21 protein-coding genes are annotated in these 23640 nt (G+C 34.8%); 3 read left to right on the forward strand and 18 right to left on the reverse strand.

All coding sequences use genetic code 11. The annotated features are described in order from the left end of the window. The first annotated feature begins 248 nt into the window (after nucleotides 1-248). Nucleotides 249-1304, forward strand: a complete 1056-nt coding sequence (locus tag P6922_RS01170; RefSeq protein ID WP_276873612.1) for an NAD(P)H-dependent flavin oxidoreductase — start codon at nucleotides 249-251, stop codon at nucleotides 1302-1304. 55 nt (nucleotides 1305-1359) lie between these two features. Here the strand turns inward: P6922_RS01170 and pyrE are convergent, their stop codons facing one another. From pyrE to P6922_RS01195, 5 genes are all read right to left on the reverse strand, one after another. Further along, on the reverse strand, nucleotides 1360-1950 hold the full coding sequence (gene pyrE / locus P6922_RS01175; protein ID WP_040014007.1) for an orotate phosphoribosyltransferase: 591 nt from the start codon (nucleotides 1948-1950) through the stop codon (nucleotides 1360-1362). Beyond that, nucleotides 1947-2678: an orotidine-5'-phosphate decarboxylase gene (gene pyrF / locus P6922_RS01180; RefSeq protein ID WP_276873614.1), complete on the reverse strand. Its 732-nt coding sequence runs from the start codon at nucleotides 2676-2678 to the stop codon at nucleotides 1947-1949. The genes pyrE and pyrF overlap by 4 nt, the downstream gene beginning before the upstream one ends. A 96-nt stretch (nucleotides 2679-2774) precedes the next feature. Then, the gene (locus P6922_RS01185; protein ID WP_276873617.1) at nucleotides 2775-3707 is read right to left on the reverse strand and encodes a hypothetical protein; all 933 of its coding nucleotides are present in this window, start codon (nucleotides 3705-3707) and stop codon (nucleotides 2775-2777) included. Nucleotides 3708-3718: 11 nt separating this feature from the next. Next, nucleotides 3719-4666, reverse strand: coding sequence for a phosphodiester glycosidase family protein (locus P6922_RS01190; protein ID WP_035062578.1), 948 nt, complete (start codon nucleotides 4664-4666; stop codon nucleotides 3719-3721). A gap of 25 nt (nucleotides 4667-4691) precedes the next feature. After that, the gene (locus tag P6922_RS01195) at nucleotides 4692-5480 is read right to left on the reverse strand and encodes a polysaccharide deacetylase family protein (protein ID WP_256998178.1); all 789 of its coding nucleotides are present in this window, start codon (nucleotides 5478-5480) and stop codon (nucleotides 4692-4694) included. Between the two features lie 365 nt (nucleotides 5481-5845). On the opposite strand from P6922_RS01195, the gene P6922_RS01200 reads away from it, so the two are divergent. Both P6922_RS01200 and P6922_RS01205 read left to right on the forward strand, forming a co-directional pair. Then, complete coding sequence (locus tag P6922_RS01200; protein ID WP_276873619.1) at nucleotides 5846-6940, forward strand: N-acetylmuramoyl-L-alanine amidase family protein; 1095 nt, start codon at nucleotides 5846-5848, stop codon at nucleotides 6938-6940. Then, nucleotides 6937-7473, forward strand: a complete 537-nt coding sequence (locus tag P6922_RS01205) for a GerMN domain-containing protein (protein WP_276873623.1) — start codon at nucleotides 6937-6939, stop codon at nucleotides 7471-7473. Before P6922_RS01200 ends, P6922_RS01205 begins: the two co-directional genes overlap by 4 nt. 71 nt (nucleotides 7474-7544) lie before the next feature. On the opposite strand, the gene P6922_RS01210 is transcribed toward P6922_RS01205, so the two are convergent. The 13 genes from P6922_RS01210 to der form a co-directional block, all read right to left on the reverse strand. After that, nucleotides 7545-8519 carry an asparaginase gene (locus tag P6922_RS01210; RefSeq protein WP_276873625.1) on the reverse strand — a complete coding sequence of 325 codons (975 nt, stop codon included), beginning with the start codon at nucleotides 8517-8519 and terminating at the stop codon, nucleotides 7545-7547. Nucleotides 8520-8584: 65 nt separating this feature from the next. Continuing rightward, nucleotides 8585-10090 (reverse strand): IMP dehydrogenase, encoded by a 1506-nt coding sequence (locus P6922_RS01215; RefSeq protein WP_007555193.1) that lies wholly within the window; start codon nucleotides 10088-10090, stop codon nucleotides 8585-8587. Between the two features lie 78 nt (nucleotides 10091-10168). After that, nucleotides 10169-13792, reverse strand: coding sequence for a PolC-type DNA polymerase III (locus P6922_RS01220; RefSeq protein ID WP_276873628.1), 3624 nt, complete (start codon nucleotides 13790-13792; stop codon nucleotides 10169-10171). A 26-nt stretch (nucleotides 13793-13818) separates the two neighbouring features. Continuing rightward, on the reverse strand, nucleotides 13819-15273 hold the full coding sequence (locus P6922_RS01225; protein WP_276873631.1) for a VanW family protein: 1455 nt from the start codon (nucleotides 15271-15273) through the stop codon (nucleotides 13819-13821). Continuing rightward, nucleotides 15270-16274 (reverse strand): DNA polymerase III subunit delta, encoded by a 1005-nt coding sequence (holA, locus tag P6922_RS01230; protein ID WP_276873634.1) that lies wholly within the window; start codon nucleotides 16272-16274, stop codon nucleotides 15270-15272. Before holA ends, P6922_RS01225 begins: the two co-directional genes overlap by 4 nt. A 12-nt stretch (nucleotides 16275-16286) precedes the next feature. After that, entirely contained in the window at nucleotides 16287-18470 is a 2184-nt protein-coding gene (locus P6922_RS01235; protein ID WP_276873637.1) for a ComEC/Rec2 family competence protein, read from the reverse strand. After that, nucleotides 18467-19009 carry a helix-hairpin-helix domain-containing protein gene (locus tag P6922_RS01240; RefSeq protein ID WP_276873639.1) on the reverse strand — a complete coding sequence of 181 codons (543 nt, stop codon included), beginning with the start codon at nucleotides 19007-19009 and terminating at the stop codon, nucleotides 18467-18469. The genes P6922_RS01235 and P6922_RS01240 overlap by 4 nt, the downstream gene beginning before the upstream one ends. Nucleotides 19010-19054: 45 nt before the next feature. Further along, complete coding sequence (locus P6922_RS01245) at nucleotides 19055-19528, reverse strand: ATP synthase subunit B family protein (protein WP_007555311.1); 474 nt, start codon at nucleotides 19526-19528, stop codon at nucleotides 19055-19057. Between the two features lie 10 nt (nucleotides 19529-19538). Continuing rightward, entirely contained in the window at nucleotides 19539-20027 is a 489-nt protein-coding gene (coaD, locus tag P6922_RS01250) for a pantetheine-phosphate adenylyltransferase (protein WP_007555186.1), read from the reverse strand. 2 nt (nucleotides 20028-20029) lie between these two features. Beyond that, the gene (gene rsmD / locus P6922_RS01255) at nucleotides 20030-20590 is read right to left on the reverse strand and encodes a 16S rRNA (guanine(966)-N(2))-methyltransferase RsmD (RefSeq protein ID WP_007555309.1); all 561 of its coding nucleotides are present in this window, start codon (nucleotides 20588-20590) and stop codon (nucleotides 20030-20032) included. Beyond that, entirely contained in the window at nucleotides 20587-21624 is a 1038-nt protein-coding gene (locus P6922_RS01260) for an NAD(P)H-dependent glycerol-3-phosphate dehydrogenase (protein WP_276873641.1), read from the reverse strand. The genes rsmD and P6922_RS01260 overlap by 4 nt, the downstream gene beginning before the upstream one ends. 13 nt (nucleotides 21625-21637) lie before the next feature. Then, complete coding sequence (plsY, locus tag P6922_RS01265) at nucleotides 21638-22216, reverse strand: glycerol-3-phosphate 1-O-acyltransferase PlsY (RefSeq protein WP_007555253.1); 579 nt, start codon at nucleotides 22214-22216, stop codon at nucleotides 21638-21640. Beyond that, nucleotides 22210-23541 carry a ribosome biogenesis GTPase Der gene (der, locus tag P6922_RS01270; RefSeq protein WP_276873643.1) on the reverse strand — a complete coding sequence of 444 codons (1332 nt, stop codon included), beginning with the start codon at nucleotides 23539-23541 and terminating at the stop codon, nucleotides 22210-22212. Before der ends, plsY begins: the two co-directional genes overlap by 7 nt. Between the last annotated feature and the right edge of the window lie 99 nt (nucleotides 23542-23640).

Raw genomic sequence — 23640 nt, forward strand, 5'->3', positions numbered from 1 at the left:
AATACTATATCATACGTGCTAAAAATATTCACCATTAAGCAAAATTTTAACAAATAAATATTACATTATTAATTGAGAATAATCAACTGTTTCAATTATCATTTTTGTATTTTTTATTTGTTTTTTTATTTTTAATTTGACTTTTATCCCCTCTAATACTAGACTATTCAAAAATATATTTTTATTTTTTATATAAAACATATTTTTATATTTGTTTGAATATTATTTTTTTTGATAAGGAGTTTTCTATGTTGTTTTCTTCTCTTCGTATAGGAGATTTGATTGCAAAAGTACCTATAATACAAGGCGGTATGGGTATAGGTGTAAGTCTTTCAAAATTGGCCGGAGCCGTAGCAAAAGCCGGAGGAATAGGAGTGGTTTCAGCAGCACAGCCGGGCTTTAAAGATCCCGATTTTAAAAGACATACTTATGATGCCAATATAAGAGCTTTAAGTTATCATATCGAAAAAGCAAAAGAAATTTCCGATAACGGAATAATCGGCGTTAATATAATGTGTAGAGGACAGCATTATGAAGATTATGTAAAATGTGCTGTACAAAGCGGTGCCGATATTATTTTCTCCGGAGCAGGTCTTCCGAAAAATTTACCTGAATCTGTTAAAGGAACAAACACAAAAATCGCACCTATTATCGGTTCTTCCAAAGCTGCCGCCGTATTGCTGAAGCTTTGGGAACGTCATCATAAGAGAACTGCCGATTTGGTGGTTATAGAAGGTCCTAAAGCCGGAGGACATTTAGGATACAGTCGTGAAGATATTGCTATATATGAACACAAAAGTTATGATGAAGAAATCATAAAAATCTTGGAAATAGTAAAAACTTTTGAAAATAAATTCAATAAAAAAATACCTGTTGTTTTCGGCGGAGGCATTTTCGATAAAAGTGATATAAATCATTGCATATCTTTAGGACTTTCCGGTGTACAGATGGCAACACGTTTTGTCGCTACCGAAGAATGTGATGCCTCGAGAGAATTTAAAGAGGCTTATATAAAAGCAAAAAAAGAAGACATAGGCTTGGTTCACAGTCCGGTACACATGCCGGGACGTGCAATAATAAATCCCTATGTCAAAAAAATATTGAGAGGTAAAGAAATTGTTCGCAGTTGTTTCAGATGTTTGACAGGCTGTTCTCCGCAAACTACTCCATACTGTATTACAATGGCGCTTGTACGTGCGGTAACTGGTGATGTGAATAACGGGCTTATTTTCTGCGGTGCAAATGCTTGGAAAATTAAAGAAATTACAACCGTTCCGAAATTGATTTCCGAATTAACTGAATAATTCCACAAAAAATCAGAATGTACTTTTTATACATTCTGATTTTTATTTCAAATATTTATTTTTTCAAATGATGACTTCCTCTTTCGGTCAAAGGAATTTTTTTCAAACATTTAGGACATTCTTCAGCTTTGAATGTAGGTACTTCCAAATGCAGCAAAGCATGCACTTTTTCTTGAGGTACTCCAAGTTCGGCTTTTCCTCCGGAACGGTCTACGAAAAGTCCTACACCTACAATATCGCCTTTTTCCTGATTTACGGCATCTACAACTTCTTTTATGGATCCTCCGGTTGTAACGATGTCTTCAACTATCAACACTTTTTCGCCGGGCTTTATTTTAAATCCTCTTCTGAATTTCATTTTTCCGTTTTCACGCTCGGTGAATATTGCACGAACTCCCAATAAATCTGCAGTAACGTGAGATAAAATTATTCCTCCTGTTGCCGGCCCTATTACGGTTTCTATTCCTTTATCTTTAAAATATTTTGCAAACTCCTTACATAATTCACGTGTATACTTCGGATGCTGCAATACATTGAATTTTTCTACATAAAGCGAACTGTGCAGTCCGGATGTTAAAAGAAAATGCCCTTCAAGAATTGCTTTTGTTTCTCTCAATAATGCTTCTACTTCTTTCTCGTTCATTATATTGCCTCCCTTATTTCTTCATTTATCAATTCTGCAGCATGTCTCGGATTTTCCGCTTGAGTAATCGGTCTTCCTATCACTAAAAGAGTTGCACCGTTATTTATTGCTTCTTTCGGTGTAGTAATACGTTTTTGATCGTTTGCACTTGCAAACTTCGGACGTATTCCAGGTGTAACTATAAGAAATTCATCGCCGGAAATTTCTCGTATCATTCGAGCTTCTTTAGGAGATGCTATTACACCGTCAAGTCCGGATTTTTTTGCGATTTTTGCAAAATTTATAACGCTGTCTTTTATAGATAATTTGCTGCCAATTTCTTTCCATGCTTCTTCATCAATTGCAGTTAAAACCGTTACGCCTAAAATTTTCGGAACTTCTATTCCTTCTTCTTCAGCTGCAATTTTTGCATAATGAACTGCACTTTCAAGCATCCTACTTCCACCTGCCGCATGCACAGTTAATAAATCTACTCCCAATTTTGTAAGATAATATACACTGTGTCCTACCGTATTCGGTATGTCATGCAATTTCAAATCCAAAAAAACTTTTTTATTTTTACTTTTTAAAAATTCAACAGCTTTTTGTCCGACACTGTAGTACAATTCCATTCCTACTTTATAAAAAGAAACGGCATCTCCCAATTCATCTACCATTTCTTTCATTTTATCAAAGGAATTCATATCCAATGCCACAATTATTCTGTTGTTTACTTCACAGTTTTTTCCCACTTTATGCACTCCTTTCCGACCACAATTCTTATCATTTTAACTTATACAGATATATATATCAAGATTTCAGAGTAAAAAAATAAGAAGCCGAGCTTCTTATTTTTTTTGCTTTTCAGATTGCAATACGGCTTCCGCTATCATGTGAACTGTAACGGAATTGAAATCTACGGGAGTTTCCAAAGATTTCACTTCTTCAAATCCTACTCCGAGCTTACCTACACAATAACTTACAGCTTCTTTTTTTGAATTTATTTTTACCGCATAAATAGTTTTATCTTTACCTACGCCGACCAATCTGTACATACCCGGAGGTGAAATAACTCTCCAAGAGCCGTCAGAACCGTCAAAAGTATACATTGTACCGCGTTCGGTATCATCATAAAACAATCTGTCTTCGTCATAAAATACTGCAATTTTACCTATATGAGAAGATTGCAAATATATTCTGCGTGTATCATAATTTGCATCCGTTCTGTAAATTCTATACAAGCCGTCTCCTACTTCCATTTTCATATACACAACGTTTGTCGCTGTAGAATATGCAGCATCTACAATTTTACTGTTTTTCGGTAAATCGTTAATCGGAGCATCCGACTCATGAACTGTACCTTCAGGATTATATCTTGCAAGAGTTACATTCCACTGTCCGCCTTTCCAGTTTTTAGGATATAACGCCATAAGCGCCAAATTTCTGTCGGGCATCCAATCGAAATAAGAAACACCTTGTCCTTTAAGTACAACATTTTGAGGATTTGATAAATCTCCGGCATTATATATGGTTACGGAATCTTCAGTTACATCTGCCATGTACTGATAATCATGAGAATAATATGCTTTACCTTTTATTTTTATTTTTGAAAAAATATTTTTTCTTGCTTCGTCAACTTTTTTATCATTCAAGTCCGACACGTCATAATCATGACTTGCCAACGGTGCAAAAAGAACTTGATCAAGGTAAACATACGCTGCAGCTTGCACCCCTATACCTATTATGAAAAACGTTACAAGAGTTATTAATTTCTTTTTCACACTTATACCCCTTATTTAACGACAAAAGCGGTAGGAATCATACGTTCTCCCAACAAATCTGCCGGCTTATTAATTACATTACCGTTGTAATACAATGTGGTACTTGAACCTCCGTCCAAGTTTGCAGCAATATATGCACCTTGTTCATACATAATATTCTGCACATCTACCAAAGTCGCACCTATACTGTAACCCGGCTGTCTTCCGTCAATTACAAGGAACAATACCGTCCCGTCTTTCTTTTGTCCTATCGCTGAACGTGGACTTATTCCCCATCCTCCGTCGCCGCTTTTAATTACTTTCTCTCCGTTTATTATAAGCGGGGGTCCGAATGAAAGACCTTCAATTGCTCCGAGTTCACTCAATTCTTTCTTATTATACATACCGGCAATTAAATTGCCGCCTTTTGTCATACCTATAAAATCAACCTTTTCAGATTCATCAACTTGTTCACCCAAAAGATATTTTCCTTCGTGCAAAATAAATCCGTAAGGCAGTCTTCCCGTACCGGTACCGTTCGGATCATAAAATCCTCCGCCGTTAATCGCCGCTACAGCTCCGGCATTACGTGCGATATTACTTGTAGTATCACCTTTTTCATTTATATCTGCAGCTGTGCATACCTGAACTCTTTTAGGATTTGGAATTTCCAAAAGATATCCCACAAATCGCTGTGTTTCTATTTTATGTAAAGTCAAAGTGGAATCAGTTTTTACTTTAAAATTAAATAATTTTTGCTGGTCAGTACTTTTAACCGTTCCAAGTATTTGATTAAGCTGTTCACTGTTGAAAAGCCATGTAATATACTGCGGATGTCTTGAACGCATAATCGCTCCGACAACCGCACGTTTAAGGTTACCGAAAGGTCCGAAAAGCACAACAATCGGAGATGTAATAATAAAGAATAATATTGTTATTAGTATAAATTTAAAAATTAAACTTTTAAATAATTTTTTCATCCTTACCCCTGTTAATACAAATTTTTTAAAGCGTGGAATAATCATCTTTCATCAATCGTTCCGCAAAATGATGCATATCTACATTATTTCCGATGTATACACGCTTCAATTCATATGGATAACTGCCCTCATGTACACGTCCTGCATCCGTTGTCAATGCAAGTTTTATGCCGGCCTTGACACATATATCTATTACCTCTTCATCGTAATCACCATATGGATAAGCTATCCATGCGTTATCAATATTCAAATGATATTTCAATGCTTTTTGAGCACCTTCAATTTCATTTTCTTTTTCTTTACGTGATGATAAATTGTGCAACTTTGGATGTGAAAGAGTATGATTGGCAATGGTCACGGTATTGCTGTCGGCCATTTCTTTAAGTTCTTCCCATGTCATACGATTATAAGCTTTTCCGACATCATCGGTTATCAAAAACAACGTCCACGGAAAATTGAATTCTTTCATCATTGGATAAACTATAGTATAACTGTCATGATACCCGTCATCAAATGTAATACAAACAGGTTTCTCCGGCAATGCCGCTCCTTTAGATACATAATCATAAAGTTCCTGCATCGTTATAGGATGATATCCGTTATCTTTTAAATATTGCATTTGCATTCTGAGATTTTTCTCTGTCATAACGGCATCGTTTCCCGGAATATCTCCAATCATATGATACATCAAAACGGATACTCCTTCAGGGACACTGTATTTTACATTTTTATCTCTTTTAGGAACGGCAACTCCGGGTTTCAAAACTTTCTGATTGTTTTGAGCGACATTGTCCTGTTCATTCGAATTGTTCATTGCACATCCGGAAAAACATAAAACACTTATTGCCAAAATTATAAATATTGCTTTTTTAAATATATCTTTTAAACGACACATCATAAATTCCTTTTAATAAATATTATTTATTTTACTACATTATAGCGCCCATGTCATATATTGCTGCATATTATAATATATTCTTTACAATGTATTCACTAAATATCTTTACCGCACACTTATTATAACTTATTTTTATCTCGAATAGTCAAAAAAATTAAAAACGGACATTATTATAATTGCATAAATTTCGTGAATAAAATTTATTTATATAAATCAATGTTATAATAAATACAAAACAATTTTTGTATAACAATTCATTATACATACTAAAGAGGTATAAAATGAAACTAATCAATAAACTTTTGATAATCTTTGCAATGATTATCTTAACTTTATTTTCTGTATCTTGTGTTTCCGCACAAAACTCGGTCGTGACAAATCTCAGATACAGTTCACGAAATGATAAAGATCCGCCTTTCATGCGTGTTGTAGTGGATTTGTCAAAACCTGTTTATGCAGAAGCAGCAATGGATAACGAGGGTAAAAATCTTGAAATTATTTTAAGAAATACTTCCAAAGGTTCTATACCTCATCAATATGATGATATGGATCATCGTATAATAGATTTTGCTACGGTTTCCGAAAAAGACGATGATACTTACTTGGATTTTGCATTGACGCAATCTCAAAAAATGAAAAATATTTCTATTTTCGCACTTAAAGCGGATAAAAATGCAGATAAACCTCATCGTCTTGTAATAGATATACCTATTCCCGGTGCTAAGCAGACAATTTTTGAAACTCCGAAAATAAATAAAACCGAAGTAAAAAAATCTGTTTTAAACGGTAAAATTATTTGTATAGATCCCGGTCATGGAGGTTCGGACACTGGCGCAATAGGAAAACTTGACGGAAATGACGTTTATGAAAAAACCATTACACTTGAAGTTGCGAAAAAATTGGAAGCTCTTCTTACCTCATCCGGTGCAAAGGTACTCATGACTCGTACAGGAGATAATGACGTGTATGCACCTTTTGCAGACGGTACGACAGAACTTCAGGCACGTGCAGATGTGGCAAACAACAATAATGCAGATGTTTTCCTCTCTATTCATATAGATGCTTTTTCAAATCCCGAGGTTGACGGTACAACGTCTTACTATACGGAAAAAACAAAAAAGGATTTCATTCTCGCATCTTCACTCAATCATGCAGTTTTAAGAAACACTTCCATTCCCGACAGAGGCGTCCGTGCAAGTAATTTATATGTAAATGTACATACAAAAATGCCGTCAACTTTAATCGAATTGGGCTATATATCAAATCCAGATCGTGTAAAAATGCTTACAAAAGCTTGGGCTTCCGATGCATTGGCGAAATCATTATATGAAGGTTTCGAAGATTATTTTAAACGAATTGAAGAGGAGAATTTATGAAAAAAATATGGATAGCACCGGCAATTTCCCTTTTAGTGCTGACTCTTTGCGGATGTGGAACCGATATTTTGCAAAAACCTGAAAATGTTCCTTCTAAAACTCAAGAAGAAATTCCTGCACAGAAAAATGCAAAATTGACTTATTATAAAGTTTCAAGTGATGCCTCACATATTATTCCGGTAACGAAATCGGTAATTGCATCCGATGCCACTCCGAAAACGGCTGTCGAAGAAATGATACGTTTCGACAGAAATTCAAAATATCCTTTTTTACCTGAAGGACTTTCGGTAAAATCCGTATATGTCGAAGACGGTACGGCAATAGTCAATTTTTCAAAAGAATTGAAAAATATCCAAAAAGGAAGTACTTCGGAAAATTTGCTTATTGCAATTACGGTAAATACTTTAACCGAATTTGCAAACATAAAAAAGGTGAAATTTTTCGTGGAAGGTTCTCCGATTAATTCACTTACAGGACATAATGATATGAGTCAAGAGTTTGTACGTGATACTTCTCTTATTTCCGACAAATAACAAAAACGTTTGAAAGAGTTGAATATTTCCTAATTGTTTTAAGAAATAACTTTACTCTTCAAACGTTTTTTTCATTTAAAATATTTTCTTATTTCTTCTATATCATCAGTTTTTCCCAGTGCCAACGCAAGTAAAATTCTAGCTTTTACGGATGACAGATTTCTAGAAAGTATTATTCCGAATTCTTTCATACTCATGGCACTTCCGTCATATCCGTATTCTTCTTTTATCAGTCCCGTATGTACTCTCGTCGCCAATACTACAGGTATACCGGCTTTTCTAAGTTCTATAATTCCGTCTTTACATAAAGGCGGTACATTTCCGCATCCCAAACCTTCTATGACAACTCCGGATGCATTGTTTTCTTTTGCCAGTTTACATAATTTTCCGTCCATTCCGGAATAACATTTTATTATCCATACATCTTTTTTTATGGAATCTGAATGTATCTTCATCCTTCTTTTATGAGTTCGGGAAAAATAAATTTCATCGGAATATACTACTCCAATCGGTCCCCATTCCGGAGATTTAAATGTGTCGTTACATGTTGTATGTGTCTTTGTCACATCTTCCGGATTATATATTTTCTCATTGAAACATACAAGTACGCCTTTTCCGTATGTTTCGTCACATGCTGCCGTACGAATTGATGACAATATATTTCCGTAACCGTCATATCCTACTTCTGCCGCACCTTTCATGGCACCTGTTACACATACCGGTTTTTCTGTTTGCAAAGAAACACTCAGAAAAAATGCAGTTTCTTCCAAAGTATCCGTACCGTGAGTGATTACAAATCCGTCTATATTTTTATTTACGGCAAGTTCATCGATTTTCTTTGACAATTCAAACATATCTTCTATTGTCATGTACCCGCTCGGCTTGTTTGAAAATTCAATTATATCAAGTTTTGCATATTTTTCGATTTCAGGAATTGCATCTATCAAATCTTTTCCGGATACTGCAGGAATCAATTTTTTCGTTATAGGATCTTCTTTCATTGCAATTGTTCCGCCGGTTGTAATTACGATTATATGTTTTTTCATAAATCAAATCTTCCTTTTACAACACAAATGCTCCGCTTTTAAACGGAGCATTTTTTATTGAGCGATTAATTTTCGCCGTCTTTTTCTTTTCTTATAACATCGTGTGCTCCGCCTTCGATTATCGAAGTTGAGGATACCAATGTCAATTTTGCTTTTTCCTGTAATTCCGGAATTGTCAATGCACCGCAGTTACACATTGTTGCTTTTATTTTACTGCAAGTTTTTGCCAAGTTTTCTTTTAATGCACCTGCATACGGAACGTATGAGTCTACACCTTCTTCAAATTGAAGTTTCTTTTCTCCTACACCTAAATCATAACGTCCCCAGTTTCTTGCTCTATTGGAACCTTCTCCCCAATATTCTTTTACTACCGTTCCGCCGACAGTTCTCTTTTGTGAGGGTGATTCGTCAAAACGTGCAAAATATCTTCCGAGCATTACAAAGTCTGCGCCCATTGCCAATGCCAATGTGATGTGATGATCGTGTACTATACCGCCGTCGGAGCAAACCGGTACGTATATTCCTGTACGTTCGAAGTATTCATCTCTTGCTTTACATACTTCAATTACCGCTGTCGCCTGTCCACGACCGATTCCTTTGGTTTCACGAGTGATACAAATAGATCCTCCGCCTATACCTACTTTTACAAAGTCGGCTCCTGCTTCTGCAAGGAAAAGAAATCCTTCTCTGTCGACAACGTTACCGGCTCCAACTTTTACTTTATCGCCGTATTTTTCACGAATCCAATTGATTGTAATTCTCTGCCATTCGGAAAACCCTTCAGATGAATCTATACAAAGTACATCAGCACCTGCATCTACAAGAAGCGGTACTCTTTCCGCATAATCTCTCGAGTTTATTCCGGCTCCTACAATAAAACGCTTTTGTGCATCCAACATTTCATGCGGATTTTCACGATGTGAATCATAGTCTTTTCTGAATACAAAACCGTAAAGTCTTCCATCTTCATATAAAACAGGGAGTGAATTTATTTTATTATCCCAAATAATATCATTCGCTTCGGATAATGTAATTCCGAATTTCGCAGTTACCAATTTATCCAAAGGTGTCATGAATGTGGAAACTTTATCTGTCTTTTTCATGCGACTTACACGATAATCACGACTTGAAACTATTCCTACAAGTTTACCGCTTGCAGTTCCGTCTTCGGTAATTGCTACTGTCGAATGTCCTGTTTTTTCTTTAAGTGCAAGTATATCTGCCAGTGTATTGTTCGGTGATAAATTTGAATCACTGGACACAAATCCCGCCTTTTGTGCTTTAACGCGTGCTACCATTGCGGCTTCATCTTCAGGTGTCTGAGATCCGTAAATAAATGATATACCACCGTTTCTAGCCAATTCGACAGCCAGCTTTTCACCGGATACTGCCTGCATAATAGCCGAAACCATAGGAACTTCCAATTCAATTGCGGGTTTTTCTCCACGCTTGAATTTTACCAAAGGTGTCTTTAAAGAAACATTTGACGGAATACACTCACATGATGAATATCCCGGAATAAGTAAATACTCGTTAAATGTATGTGCCGGTTCATTAATATACTTTGCCATTGCATCCTCCTTAAAATAGATATTGTTTTATTATATATCAAAAAATATTTCATATCAAACCGAATTTATAAGTATTTATCAAAAAGTAAATAAATTGATTTGTTCTTCGTCCGGAAGATTTTCGAGCATTTTCATTTCTTCCATTGTTTCTATAACCGATTGACTTACTTTCCCTCTTTTTTTCAAATCTTCTTTTGAGGTGAACGGAGCTTCTTCCCTTGCTTGAACTATTTCTTTCGCTACTTGATTTCCAAGTGCCGGTATGCAATTAAACGGAGGTAAAAGTTTTCCGTCTACGATTTTAAATTCATATGCATCGCTTTCCGTAAGACTTATAGGTAAAAATTCGTATCCTCTCAAGTACATCTCCGCTGCCACTTCTATAACTGTGGCATTTTCTTTATCTACATTTGTAGGTCGTTCCAAGCTTGAAATTCTCAAAATTTCTTTACGCTGTGCTTCTAAACCTTTCAATATGATCAATGAATTGAATGAGCCTTCGGCTCTGATAGTGAAGTACGATGCATAAAATGCCAACGGATAATAAACTTTGAACCATGCAATTCTGAACGCCATCATTACGTATGCTACCGCATGAGATCTGGGGAAAAGATAGGATATTTTTTTACATGATTGTATAAACCATTCAGGTACATTTGCTTCTCTGATATATTTTTCATTGTTTGAGTTGCCCTTTTCCAATCCTTTACCTTTTCTTACGTTTTCCATTGTTTTAAATGAAACTAAAGCATCTACACCATGTTTCATCAAGTAGTTCATTATGTCATCACGTGTGGAAATCGCTTCTTCCAATTTTACTTTTCCGCTTGTTATCAAATCTTTTGCATTGTTAAGCCATACATCGGTACCGTGTGAAAACCCTGATATGCGCACAAGTTCGGAAAAATTCTTAGGTTTCGTATCTTCAAGCATAACTCTTACAAAAGGTGTTCCGTATTCGGGAAGTCCTATAGCGCCCACTTTTACACCTTTATGTCCTATCACTTTTTCCAATTGCTCTGAACTTATTCCCAATGCATCGGTATTTTGAAATAAAGACAATACTTTTTGTTCGTTAAACGGTATATGTAACGGATCCACCCCCGTTATGTCTTGAAGCATTCTTATGATTTTAGGATCATCGTGACCCAGTATGTCCAATTTCAACATACGTCCGGATATTGAATGATAATCAAAATGTGTGGTAATCGTTCCGGGTATTATATTTCCGTCTTCATCTTTTTCATGTTTCTTGTTTGCAGCGTATTGAAGCGGAGTAAAGTTATGTATATCCATATCACGAGGACAAACCATTATTCCTGCCGGATGCTGTCCTGTAGTTCTTTTTACTCCTACTATGTCGGATGATAAGCTTTCTATAAATATATCATTTACATTAAGTTGTCTGTTTTCCGCATATTTTTTTACAAGTCCGAATGCCGTTCTGTCTTGTATTCCGGCTATTGTACCTGCACGAAATACGTTATCCCTGCCGAATAATTCTTCAGTGTACTTATGTGCTACCGCTTGATCGTCTCCGGATGAAAAATTCAAATCTATATCGGGAACTTTATCTCCGTCAAATCCCAAAAATACTGCAAACGGAATATTATGTCCGTCTTTATTCAATTCATTTCCGCATTTCGGACATTTTTTATTTGGTAAATCGAATCCGCATCCCACTGAATTGTCGGTGTAAAAATGACTCCAATGACAATTAAGACATACATAATGCGGTTCAAGCGGATTTACTTCGGTAATTTGTGCCATTGTGGCGACAAATGACGATCCTACCGAACCTCTCGAGCCTACAAGGTAGCCTCTGTCGTTTGAATGTTTAACCAATTTATGTGCAATATAGTATAAAACACCGTAGCCGTGTCTTATGATAGGTGTCAATTCCAATTCAAGTCTGTCTTTTACTATTTTCGGCAGCGGATTTCCATAAATTCTGTATGCATTTTCATAACACATATCAACCAATTTATCATCGGCACCGGAAATTTTAGGATTATACGATTTCCATTCTTCGGCAAGCGGCTCTATCCATTCACAGGAATCTGCAATTTTTCGTGTATTCGTTATTACTATTTCCTTCGCTTTTTCTTCCGGCAAGTAATTGAAATCTTCCAACATTTCTTTCGTTGTACGTACATATACAGGAGGATGAGATTCCGCTTCACCTGATTTTTCCCACATGGATAAAAGCAATTCTCTTTTACGACTTTGTTCTTTAAACATATAATGTGCATCCGAAGTTGCACAAACGGGAATATTTGCTTTTTCACCTATTTCTATAATTCTCTTGTTCAATCTTTGTAAATCTTCAACGCTGTTTACATCCGCATATTTATCGTCTTTAATCATGAAAGCGTTATTTCCGACAGGTTGAACTTCCAAATAGTCATAAAACTTCGCACGCTTTATAAGTTCTTCGTCACTTTCTTTATTCAAAACGGCACGGAAAAACTCTCCCGCTACACAAGCAGTTCCATATAAAAGCCCTTCATGAAATTCTTCCAATATGGCTTTTGGCATCAAAGGTCTTTTACGGAAAAATTTAAGATGCGAAATAGTGACAAGTCTGTATAAATTACGCATTCCTGTCATATTTTTTGCAAGAACTATTATGTGATTATATTTTTGTCTGTCCGCATCCACATCTTCGGGTATGTTTTCTATCATATACCCTTCCATTCCGTAGATGACTTTTTGTTTATATTTCGCAGCTATTTCCTGTATTTTCGGAAAGGCCTGAATTACACCGTGATCTGTAATCGCCACTGCAGGATGATTCCATTCTTTTGCAGTTTTTATTATTTCTTCATTATCAATAAGTCCGTCAAGACTCATTTTCGTATGTAAATGCAATTCTACACGTGTAAGCTCCGCATCATCTTTATGCTCGATTTTTTCAACTTCACACACGCACATTTGTGCTATTTGCATGACCAATCCGCCGCTGAAATTATCAAGCTGTACGCTGCCGCGAATTTTTACAAACATTCCTTTTTTTAAATATTGTTCGACAGCTTCGGCCTCCGTTGCATTATTGAAAAACTTTTTGCAAGATATTCCGTTTGTATCATCGGCAACATCCATTATCAAAAGACGTCTTTCCGCTTTTGTACGAGGATCCGGTCTCAATTCTTTTATTTCAAAAGATACAACTTTACCTTGTATGATGATATTTCCGGTTTCACCTCTTATATCACGAATATCCATACGATCTCCGGAAGGTATTTTTTTACCTATAAACATTCCGTCAAACTTTTTAATGTTTTTCTTTTCTTTTTTGCATTTCAAAACCGGCAAAGTTTCCGGCATTGACAACTTTACGGGTTTATCTTGTTTAAAATTGTTTTTTTGAGAAAATTCTCCGGCTTTTTTTATTTCTTCAATAGAAGGTAACACTATATTTTCAATATTACTTGCAGATTTTATTTCCGGTAATTCAAAAATCGGTGTACTTTCTTTTTTTTCATTCAAATTTTCTTTTTGTGAAAGTACATAACTCGTTACATCTTCACCGTTTACAAAGAATGATTCTATGCCTTTAAGTTCTTCAGACATTTCTGCCAAACTTTTTATTGCGGCTTCTTTGTTGTCCGCTTTCAAATGCCATGCACGACTTTCAGTATCTACTTCCAATACCGTAATCAAAGCATCTTTCTTTCTTGCTTGAAGTCGATACTTCCCCATTAAAATTCCCCTCCGGTCAGATGTCTTTATCTTTTCAAATCTATTGTCGATTCTTTTTCGGTATCATCCGATTTCTTTTCGACCTCTTTTGATTTTTCGGATTTGACGTTTTTATTTATTTTATCTTTATTTTTGTCGAGCTTTCCGTCACTGTTTTTTAAAGCTTCACTTGCATAATAAACTACCGTATTCACCGGTTCATAATCCGATGCAAATGTATCTTCATGGACTCTTCCGTCATTCCATGTAGCTCTTTGTGTTATTGAAGTCCTATATCCTTCATGTCCGTATTCCGTTTTTATATTCTCTTTTATGCTTGTATCTACTTTTTTTACCACTTCAAACGGTAATGTCTTGACTCCGTTGTTAAATACTTCTACATGATTCGGAACATCCTCTTTTGCGCCGAGTATGTATATGGAAATAATTCCCGGTGAATATTCGGTATACAAGTATATTGCATTTTTCAAATTGTTTTTAAATTTCAAATCCAGGTACCCTTCGGCAACAGTTGCATCTTGCCCTATAGGTGTATATGATATCGGACTGAAGTGCGATGTTCTTTCCAATACTTCAAGTCCCGAATATAACAACGCATTGAACAAGGTTGAACTTACCTGACACACTCCTCCGCCCGTTCCGGGGACCATTTTCCCGCCTACTATAACGGGTGCGGATAAATATCCGTTGTCGGCACTGCGAGATCCTGTTGCATGATTATAAGAAAAACTTTCACCCGGCATTATTATAGTTCCGTTTATACTGTTTGCGGCAATTTCTATATTTCTGCTTCGATTATAATCTCCTCCGAATGTCGTAGTATATTTACCGATTACATTTGTAATATTCTTGATTTGATCTTTTGTCAATGACGGTAACTTTTCTTCCGATACCGGAATTTCAACAGCATCAAGATTTCCGTGTTCTATTGCAAAAGTAATTTTTTCCGTCAATTTGTCTTTATCAATCTTTAAATACGGAACTCCGTCATCGAATGTAACCGTTCCGTCATCATGAATGACAGGCAGGGTATCTCTCGGTTCTTTACTATATTTTTGTATTATTTCTTCTATTTTTTTATTCAATACTTCTTTGTTGAATTTATAATCCGATACGGCATCTTCAAAAGAAAGCAGAACTTTCCAACGTGTAAACCAATTTTCAAAAGCATTTCCGTCACGTCCTGTTTTCAGTATTTTTTCTACTGTCTCTTCATTTAACTTCAATTGTAAATCTTTAACGGGAATTTCTTCTTTTATATTTTTATAAATTAAAATTATTTTTTTCTCTTCAAATTTTTTTAATTCATCGTTCAAAAATATATTAAGTTCTTTTTCCGTTTTTCCGCCTATATCAGATTTACCCGATTTCATTCCGGGAATAACTTTTCCTTCACTCACCCATAAAAACGGCAGTACTGCAATTATCAACGCAAAAACAAGTACACCTGCACAAGTTATCCTTTTCCATCTGTATCTCACAAATTACCGCCTTTACTTTTTCTGCAAAATTTTAAAAATACATCTTTTATCGTTCTTTCCGTTTGTCCATGACGTTGTTCATATTGATATTCGAATAAATCCAATATTAACTCTTCAACTTCATTTTCTTTCAGTTTTCGTGAAGTTTGCATTAAACGTTTCATTTGCCATTGACTTTTAATTTTCAATTTATTTGAAATTTCGGAGCTTGATTTTCCTTCTCTTTGCATCTCTTTTATAATTTTTATTTTTCTTAATTGAGATGAAATAAAACCGATATTTTTTATTTCACTTGATGTATCGTAAAATACATGATCGGTATTTTGAAGTATTGCAGCAATATTCTTTGAAAATAACTGATCCGCATATCTGAAAATTACTTGATTCATATAATCGGGAAGTGCTTCTTCGAGAAGTTTTCTGTCTATTACTTTCGATTTGTCCGCCATAAGTAAAATTTTATCGCATTCCGTAGCAAGCAATGATTCGGAAATTTCACTCCACGAACTTAACACTTCTTCCAAGTATTCTCTTGCATCATAACTTAACGTTTTGCCGTTTTTTTGAAATTTTTCGACCATTTTTTCAATTCCTGTCGAAGATTTCAACATCGCACATTCAATTACGTTGCATATATTCATCAATAATTTAAAATTTTTTATTCTTTTATCTATTTTTCCTTCTTGTGCAATGATAACTAACGTGTCGTCATTTAACTTACTTAAAACATTCAAAAAACTCAAAAATTCTTTTTCTTCTTTTTCCGATTGCGATTTTTTCTTTAAGAAAAAAGGATTATTTATAATAACTGCTATATTTTCGGAAAATAACGATTGACTTTCCAATCGATTTTTATATGCTTCATATGTTCCGTCAGATTCAAATACCGTAATTTCGGGATTTCCTTGCGTGAAATAATTTTTCAATATTTCCTTTTGCCTTGTATTTACCGCAACTACATCTTCTCCGTATAAAAAATAGCAGTTTTTTTTATGAGTCAATTATATTCCTCCTCAATTGGCAAGAGTCCATTTATCTTTATAATTCAATTTTATCATACCTGTATCCGAAACATTTATTTCGTTTCCTTCATTTTTTTGTTTTTTGTCTGATTTTGAAAAAAATACTTCAAAGTCATTTTGTTTTATTTCATTTCTTTTTCTTGTTTTTTCATTACATTCAATAAAAAGTATTCCTTTTTTCGTTTTCAATGTATTTGAGAAATTGCCGTGCATGAAATAAATCGCATTATCTTTTCTTTCTATGATACAGTCTTCATTATTTACATGTATATTTAAATCTTGTTTGTATTTTATTGTTTTATTTTGTGCATTTTCAACAAAGTAACCTTTTTTCTGCAATTGATTTATCAACTGATTTTTATCTTTTCCGATAATCAATATTTTCTTTGCCGGTATATCGGGAATTGTGTTTATATTTTCGGTTCCGTTTATATTTAATATTAAAATATCGGTTTCTCCTATTCCGTAATATTCAAGAACAGATTTAAATTCCTTTCCTGAAAATCTATTTCCTTTATATTCATAGTATAAAATTTTTTCGTTTTTACTTATTATTCCTGCAGAAACTGTTTTCCCGGTGTCCGGTATAATTACATACTCTTTTTCTTCAGTAATTTTCAAGTATATTGTCGTTATAATAAGCAGACTCAATAGACTTATACTTCCTATATACATTATTTTTTCTTTTCGTATTTTTTTATTTACATATACAAACAGTATTGCTCCGTAGTAAGTCAAAACTTCAGATAAATTCATTCCTCCTGTCAAGTATCTCGCTTTAGGAAGATTTGCTATGAAATGATTTATTATAAGTGAAAATTCCAGTATGTAATCCGTTATGTAAAGTATTCCGCCTGAAAGCGGAGGAAGTATCCATACAAAAATTGCCGCTGTAAGTCCGAGTATTATTACAAAATCCAACAAGGGTGTGACAAATATGTTGCTGAATATAAAATATATCGGAAAGTTATGAAAGTTGTACAGTATAATCGGCACTATCAAAAGTTGTGCGGATATCGAAAGTGCAGCAGCTTGTGTTATACGTTTATATGAAATTATTTTTTCAAGTTTTATTTCTATCGGTTTATAAAATATTAAAATTCCTGCGGATGCACCTACCGACAGTTGAAAACTTATGTCGCTTATATAGTAAGGATTTACGATAAGCATTATGAATACAGTTGCTCCAAGTACATTCAAGGCTTGTTTTTCTCTCTCCGAAAATATCGCAACTATTGCCAAAAATCCCATTATGGATGAACGAATTACCGGCGGTGAAAATCCCGATATTGCCGCATATATAAAAATCGCCGCCGTAGTTAAAATCAATATGGATTTTTCTTTCAATTGAAACCATTTCCCGAGCATGTATATAAATCCGAACAAAAGTGTTATATGTGATCCCGATACGGATAATATATGTATTATTCCGGTTGTTGAAAATGCTTCTATTTCTTTAGGTGAAATATTGTTGTAGTTACCTCCGAAAAGCAAACTCATCAATATGGGAAGATTTTTATCTGTTACATACTTTGAAAATGTATTTTCTATTTTGTCTTTTATTTTTTTACAAATTCTTTCTATGTAATAGCTATTTGTTTTTTCTATTACCGATGACCCTTTTTTCGGCAACAATATACCTATTATATGTTTTCCTTTATTTACATTTTTATATTCCGCTTTCCCCGGATTTTTAAATTCATTGAATGATTTTACCGTTCCTGTCGTTTCTATGTAATCTCCGGGTTCATAAAAAAATGCATAGTAGTCGTCATATACACGCAAGTATCCTGAAACTTTTTCTTTTTTCCCGTTTTGATGTACAAGTTCGTCAAGTTTCAAAAGATATACGCTTCCGGCTTCTTTCGCATACAATATCGGTGATTCCGCTATTGTTCCTCTCAAGGTTACATCGTTCCCTATAAGTTGGTATGCATCGTTTGACGATTGAATATCAAATATACATATTCTTACCATTCCGACAATGCAAATTAAAAGAGCACAAAACATAAGTCCTGTACTCCGTTTTTTATTTATTAAAAGTATTGATGAACATACAATTAAGAAAGTTAAAACTATTGCAATTATAGTTTTGCTTATATTAAATTCGATTTGTATGAGTATTCCTGTTGCAAACAGAATTGCAATTATAAAAAATATATTCTTCCGGCTCATATTGTTATTTTATCCGATAATTTACTATATTTTCCTTCTCCTATGCCTGAAATTTCTTTTAGTTCTTCTTTTGTTTTGAACTTTCCGTGTTCTTCTCTGTAGTCCAATATTTTCTTTGCGGTTGCCACTCCTACTCCCGGTAAAATTCTAAGTTCAATTTCATTTGCAGTATTGATATTCACAAGTGATTTTGAAGTTGTCGCTTTATCTATATCGACCGGTATATAAATTTTTGTATCTTCATTTACAGATTTTTCCAAGTGAATGTCTTTCATGTCTGCATACGGTACGGTGTCTCCGGCTTTTTTTATTATTTCATATATTCTTGTACCTTTCGATACTTCATAAACTCCGGGTGAGTTTACTCCGCCGGCAACATATACATATATTTTCCCGGTATCGTTCACACTTTCGTTTATGGTATTTATTTCAGGATTTTCAGATGTATTGTATTCAAAATAAATCCAATATAAGCAAATCAACGAAAATATAAATATTGTAACAATCAATATACGTTTTTTTAAAATTGCAGATTTCATTGTATATCCTTAATAAAAAAGGCGATCTCATTGACCGCCTATGTGTTATTTGCTATTTTGTTTTTTTGATGCCGAGTTGGACGCGATCAAACTTTCTCGATTCTTTTTTAAATCTTCAAGTACATTTTCTATATTTGTTTCCAAATATTTCAAAACGTCGGTTGCATATGTCACAGATCCGGTTCTTAATTCTTCTGCAGATTTATTTGCCGAAGACACAACTTCATTTGCTCTTTCTTGCGCTTGCTTTACAAGTTCACTTTCTTCGGTAATACGTGCAATGTAATCCTTGGCTTGTGCAATCGTATCGTCCGCTTTCTTTTCAGCTTCCAACAAAATTCTTTCTTTATCTGAAACAATTCTTCTTGCACTGTCAAGTTCATTGGGTAAAGATTGATTAATTGCATCAATTAATCTTGCCACTTCATCACCGTCTATCATTTTTTTGTTTGTAAACGGTACATCTCCTGCATTCATAATTACATTTTCAAGTTCTTCAAGCAGTTTTCTTGTATCCATCTTGAGTGCCTCACTTTTTCACAGAATGTATTTTTAAATTAATTTTCTTCGCTACATATGGCGGTACCATTCGATCTATTTGACCTGCAAAATGTGCCAACTCACGAACTCCTGTAGATGATATGTATGAATATTTCATGTCGGTCATAAGAAATAATGTTTCCAATCTCGAATCTATTTCTTTTATCATCATCGCACGTTGAAATTCATAATCAAAGTCGCTGAATGCCCTAAGTCCTCTTATGAGAAAATATCCTTTTCTTTTTTTTGCATATTCATAAAGAAGTCCGTCAAATGCATCTACTTCGACATTAGGAATCGTTTTCGTAGTTTCTTTCAACATATCCATACGTTCTTCTATTGTAAACATATGTTTTTTATTAGGATTTATAAAAGCAGCTACGATCAATCTGTCTACAAATTTCGCACTTCTTTTTATTATATCAAGATGACCATATGTCACCGGATCGAAACTTCCGGGATAAATAGCTGTTTTCATCATTATTCCCCTAATCTTTTGCAGATTAAATAAGTCACGATTATATTACCTGACTTTTTTTCTTTCCAAAGCCTGCAATAATTTGCATGTTTTTCGAAATCTATTTCTTCAAAAGACGAATGCTCAACTATAATAATAGCATTGTCCCTAGGTAAATCGCAAGCAAAAATACATTGCATTATATCATTCACGTAACCTTTTTTATAAGGTGGATCCATGAATATATAGTCATAGTGTTTTTTTTGCAATACTTTAAGTGCCGTATGTACTTCTTTTTTTAAAATCTCGACTTTATTTGTGAATTTACAACGATTTGCGTTTTCTTTTATTACATTTGCAGTAACTTTATCAATAAACGTTGCTGTCGATGCGCCTCTGCTCAGCGCTTCCAATCCCATAGCACCCGTTCCGGCAAATATGTCGAGTATATTTGTTTCCAAAAGTCCTACGTTCGACAGTACATTGAAAATGCTTTCTCTTACTTTTCCCAATGTCGGTCTGGTATTCATTCCTTCAGGGGATTTAAGTTGAGTCCCTTTTGCAGTTCCCGCAATTATTTTCATGGTTTTATAAAAAATTCCTCTTTGTCAAATAAATATCCTTCAGTTTCGGATTTTTTCGTTCTTGTCATGAGTACTTCCAAAGATTCTTGCGGTGAGTGCTTTCCTTCCAAAAGGTGGCATATTTCTTTAGTTATAGGCATATCTATACCTTTTCTTTCCGCTATCTCATTGACAAGTTTTGCCGTTCTTATTCCTTCTACAACCATGCTTGTACTTTCAATTATTTCCTTTGCGGTTTTACCCTCTGAAAGCGCTCTGCCCGCTCTGTAGTTTCGGCTATGAATACTTGTACAGGTGGCAATCAGATCTCCCATTCCCGCAAGTCCTAAAAATGTACTCATTTTAGCATTGAATGATATTCCGAATCGTGTTATTTCAGTAAGTCCTCTTGTCATTAAAGCCGCTCGACAATTATCTCCCAATCCCAATCCGTCTTGCACTCCGCAAGCCAAAGCAATAATATTTTTCAATGCTCCTGCATATTCTACTCCGCAAATATCATCACTTCTGTATACTCTGAACATCGGAGACATAAATATATCTTGTACAAATCTTACAGCGTCTTCATCGCATGATGCCGCAACTGTCGCACAAGGTTTATCTTCCCCTACTTCTTCGGCATGATTGGGTCCTGAAAGTGCAACTATTTTATTTGTAACTTTTGAAAGTTTTTTTGCTATGACTTGCGACAAACGTGTGCCTTTATTATCCGCAAGTCCTTTTGATGCACAAACTGTTATTACATCTTTTTTCAAATATTTTTCGATTTGACTTACAGTAGATTCAACAGCTTTTGAAGGTGTGCAGAGTATAACGCAATCCGCATCTTTCACTACATTTTCCAAATCTGAAGAAATATTTATTTTATCGGACAAAATAACTCCCGGCAAATATTCTTCATTTATACGTGTTTTTCTGAGTTTTTCAGCCTTTTTTTCATTTCTGCAATATAAAAATAGAGAATCGTGTTTTTTTGATAATACATGTGTCAGTGCGGTTCCCCATCCCCCTGCTCCTATCATAGATATTTTCAAAATATTACCTCCTCTATTTGATAATTTGCTTTTCTTCTCCCTTTATCAATCGTTCTATATTACTTTTATGCTTGAATATAACCAAAATACCTGCCAATACGCTGAACAAAACATATTGCCACGGTTTTTCGGCAAAGTACATTACCAAAGGTACGAACGGTACTGAAATTATAGATGCAAGCGATACTATTTTTTTCCATAAGAATATTACAAGCCATACAATAAATGCGGCAAGTGTTGCAAGAGGACAAAGATACGTAAATGCTCCAAGTCCGCACGCAACACCTTTTCCGCTTTTAAATTTGAGAAATATAGACCAATTATTGCCTATAAGTGCAGCTACTGCACAATATAATGCAATTTCAGGAGAAAATGATCCTAAAGATGCTGCAATAAATCCTTTTGCTACATCACATATAAATACGGCTGCTCCGGCTTTTTTCCCAAGCACACGATATGCGTTTGTTGCACCTATATTTTTGCTGCCTTCTTTTTTCAAATTTACTTTGTAAAAAACTTTACCTATCCAATATCCGCTTGGAATCGCACCTATAAAATATGCTAAAAAAATCACTATATATGATTTTAGCAAACTTCTTCACCGTCCCTCTTGCTTCGTACAACAATTCTGATCGGTGTACCTGAAAAACTGAATGATTCTCTAAGTCTGTTTTCTATATATCTTACATATGAAAAATGAATCAAGTTTACATCATTTACAAACATTACAAATGTTGGCGGTCTTATACCTACTTGTGTCATGTAGTAAATTTTCGCAAGTTTTCCTGCATGTGCCGGCGGCGGATTTATAATTTTTGCATCTTCAAGCAAATCATTCAATACGGATGTTGATATACGCATACTTTGCTGTTCCGCAACACTGTAAATCAAATCTCCCAATTTATGTATACGCTGTTTTGTAAGTCCGGAGCCGAACAAAATTCTTACATACGGTGCAAATGGAAGTCCGTCTCGTATTTTCTTTTCAAAGTCTACTGATGTATGAGTGTCTTTTTCTACAATATCCCATTTATTTACCATCAAAATAAGACCTTTTCCTGCTTCATGTATATATCCGATGATTTTTTTATCTTGTTCTGTAAGCATGTCTTTTGCATCCAAAACAAATACCGCAACATCGCAGTCATCTATTGCTCTTATAGATCTTATTACACTGTACTTTTCAAGCGGTTCATCAATTTTATTTTTCTTTCTCATTCCGGCGGTATCTACCAAAACGAATTTTTTACCTTTATGTGTCCATAAAGAATCTATTGCATCACGAGTTGTTCCCATTTCATCGGCAACAAGAGATCTTTCATATCCGAGTAACGAATTTACCAAAGTAGATTTGCCGACATTCGGTCTTCCCACTATGGCTGTTCGTATTATATCTTCAGACTCACGAGCTTCATACTTCGGAAATCCTTCGGATATTTTGTCAAGTAAATCTCCGAATCCTACACGATTGCTTGCAGATATGCCTATGGGATCTCCCAAGCCCAAAGCATAAAATTCGTAAACGTCCATTTCCTGTGCTTCGGTGTCTACTTTATTTACTGCAACTACAACAGGTTTTCCGGTTTTTCTAAGTATTTCGGCAATAGTTACATCGTCATCCAAAAGTCCGACACGTACATCGGTTACGAATAAAATTACATCCGCTTCTTCTATGGCCAATTGTGCCTGCATTCTTATTCCGTCTGAAATTTGATCCGCTTCTTCACGAAATTCTATTCCGCCTGTATCTATTAAAGTAAATTCTCTATCGAGCCACTGTGCATCACAATAAATTCTGTCACGTGTAACTCCCGGCAGATCTTCTACAATTGATACTCTTTTCTGCGCAAGTCCGTTTATTATTGTAGATTTTCCGACATTGGGTCTTCCTACTATTGCTACAAGAGGTTTACTCATATATTTTACCTCCATCGGTTCATTTCAAAATTTACCTTAAAATTCTATATTCTGTATTAAGTATAACATTACTATATATTATACACCGTAAAGTTTTAG

Source organism: Dialister micraerophilus (genome assembly GCF_947090205.1).
GTDB classification, from domain to species: domain Bacteria; phylum Bacillota; class Negativicutes; order Veillonellales; family Dialisteraceae; genus Dialister; species Dialister micraerophilus.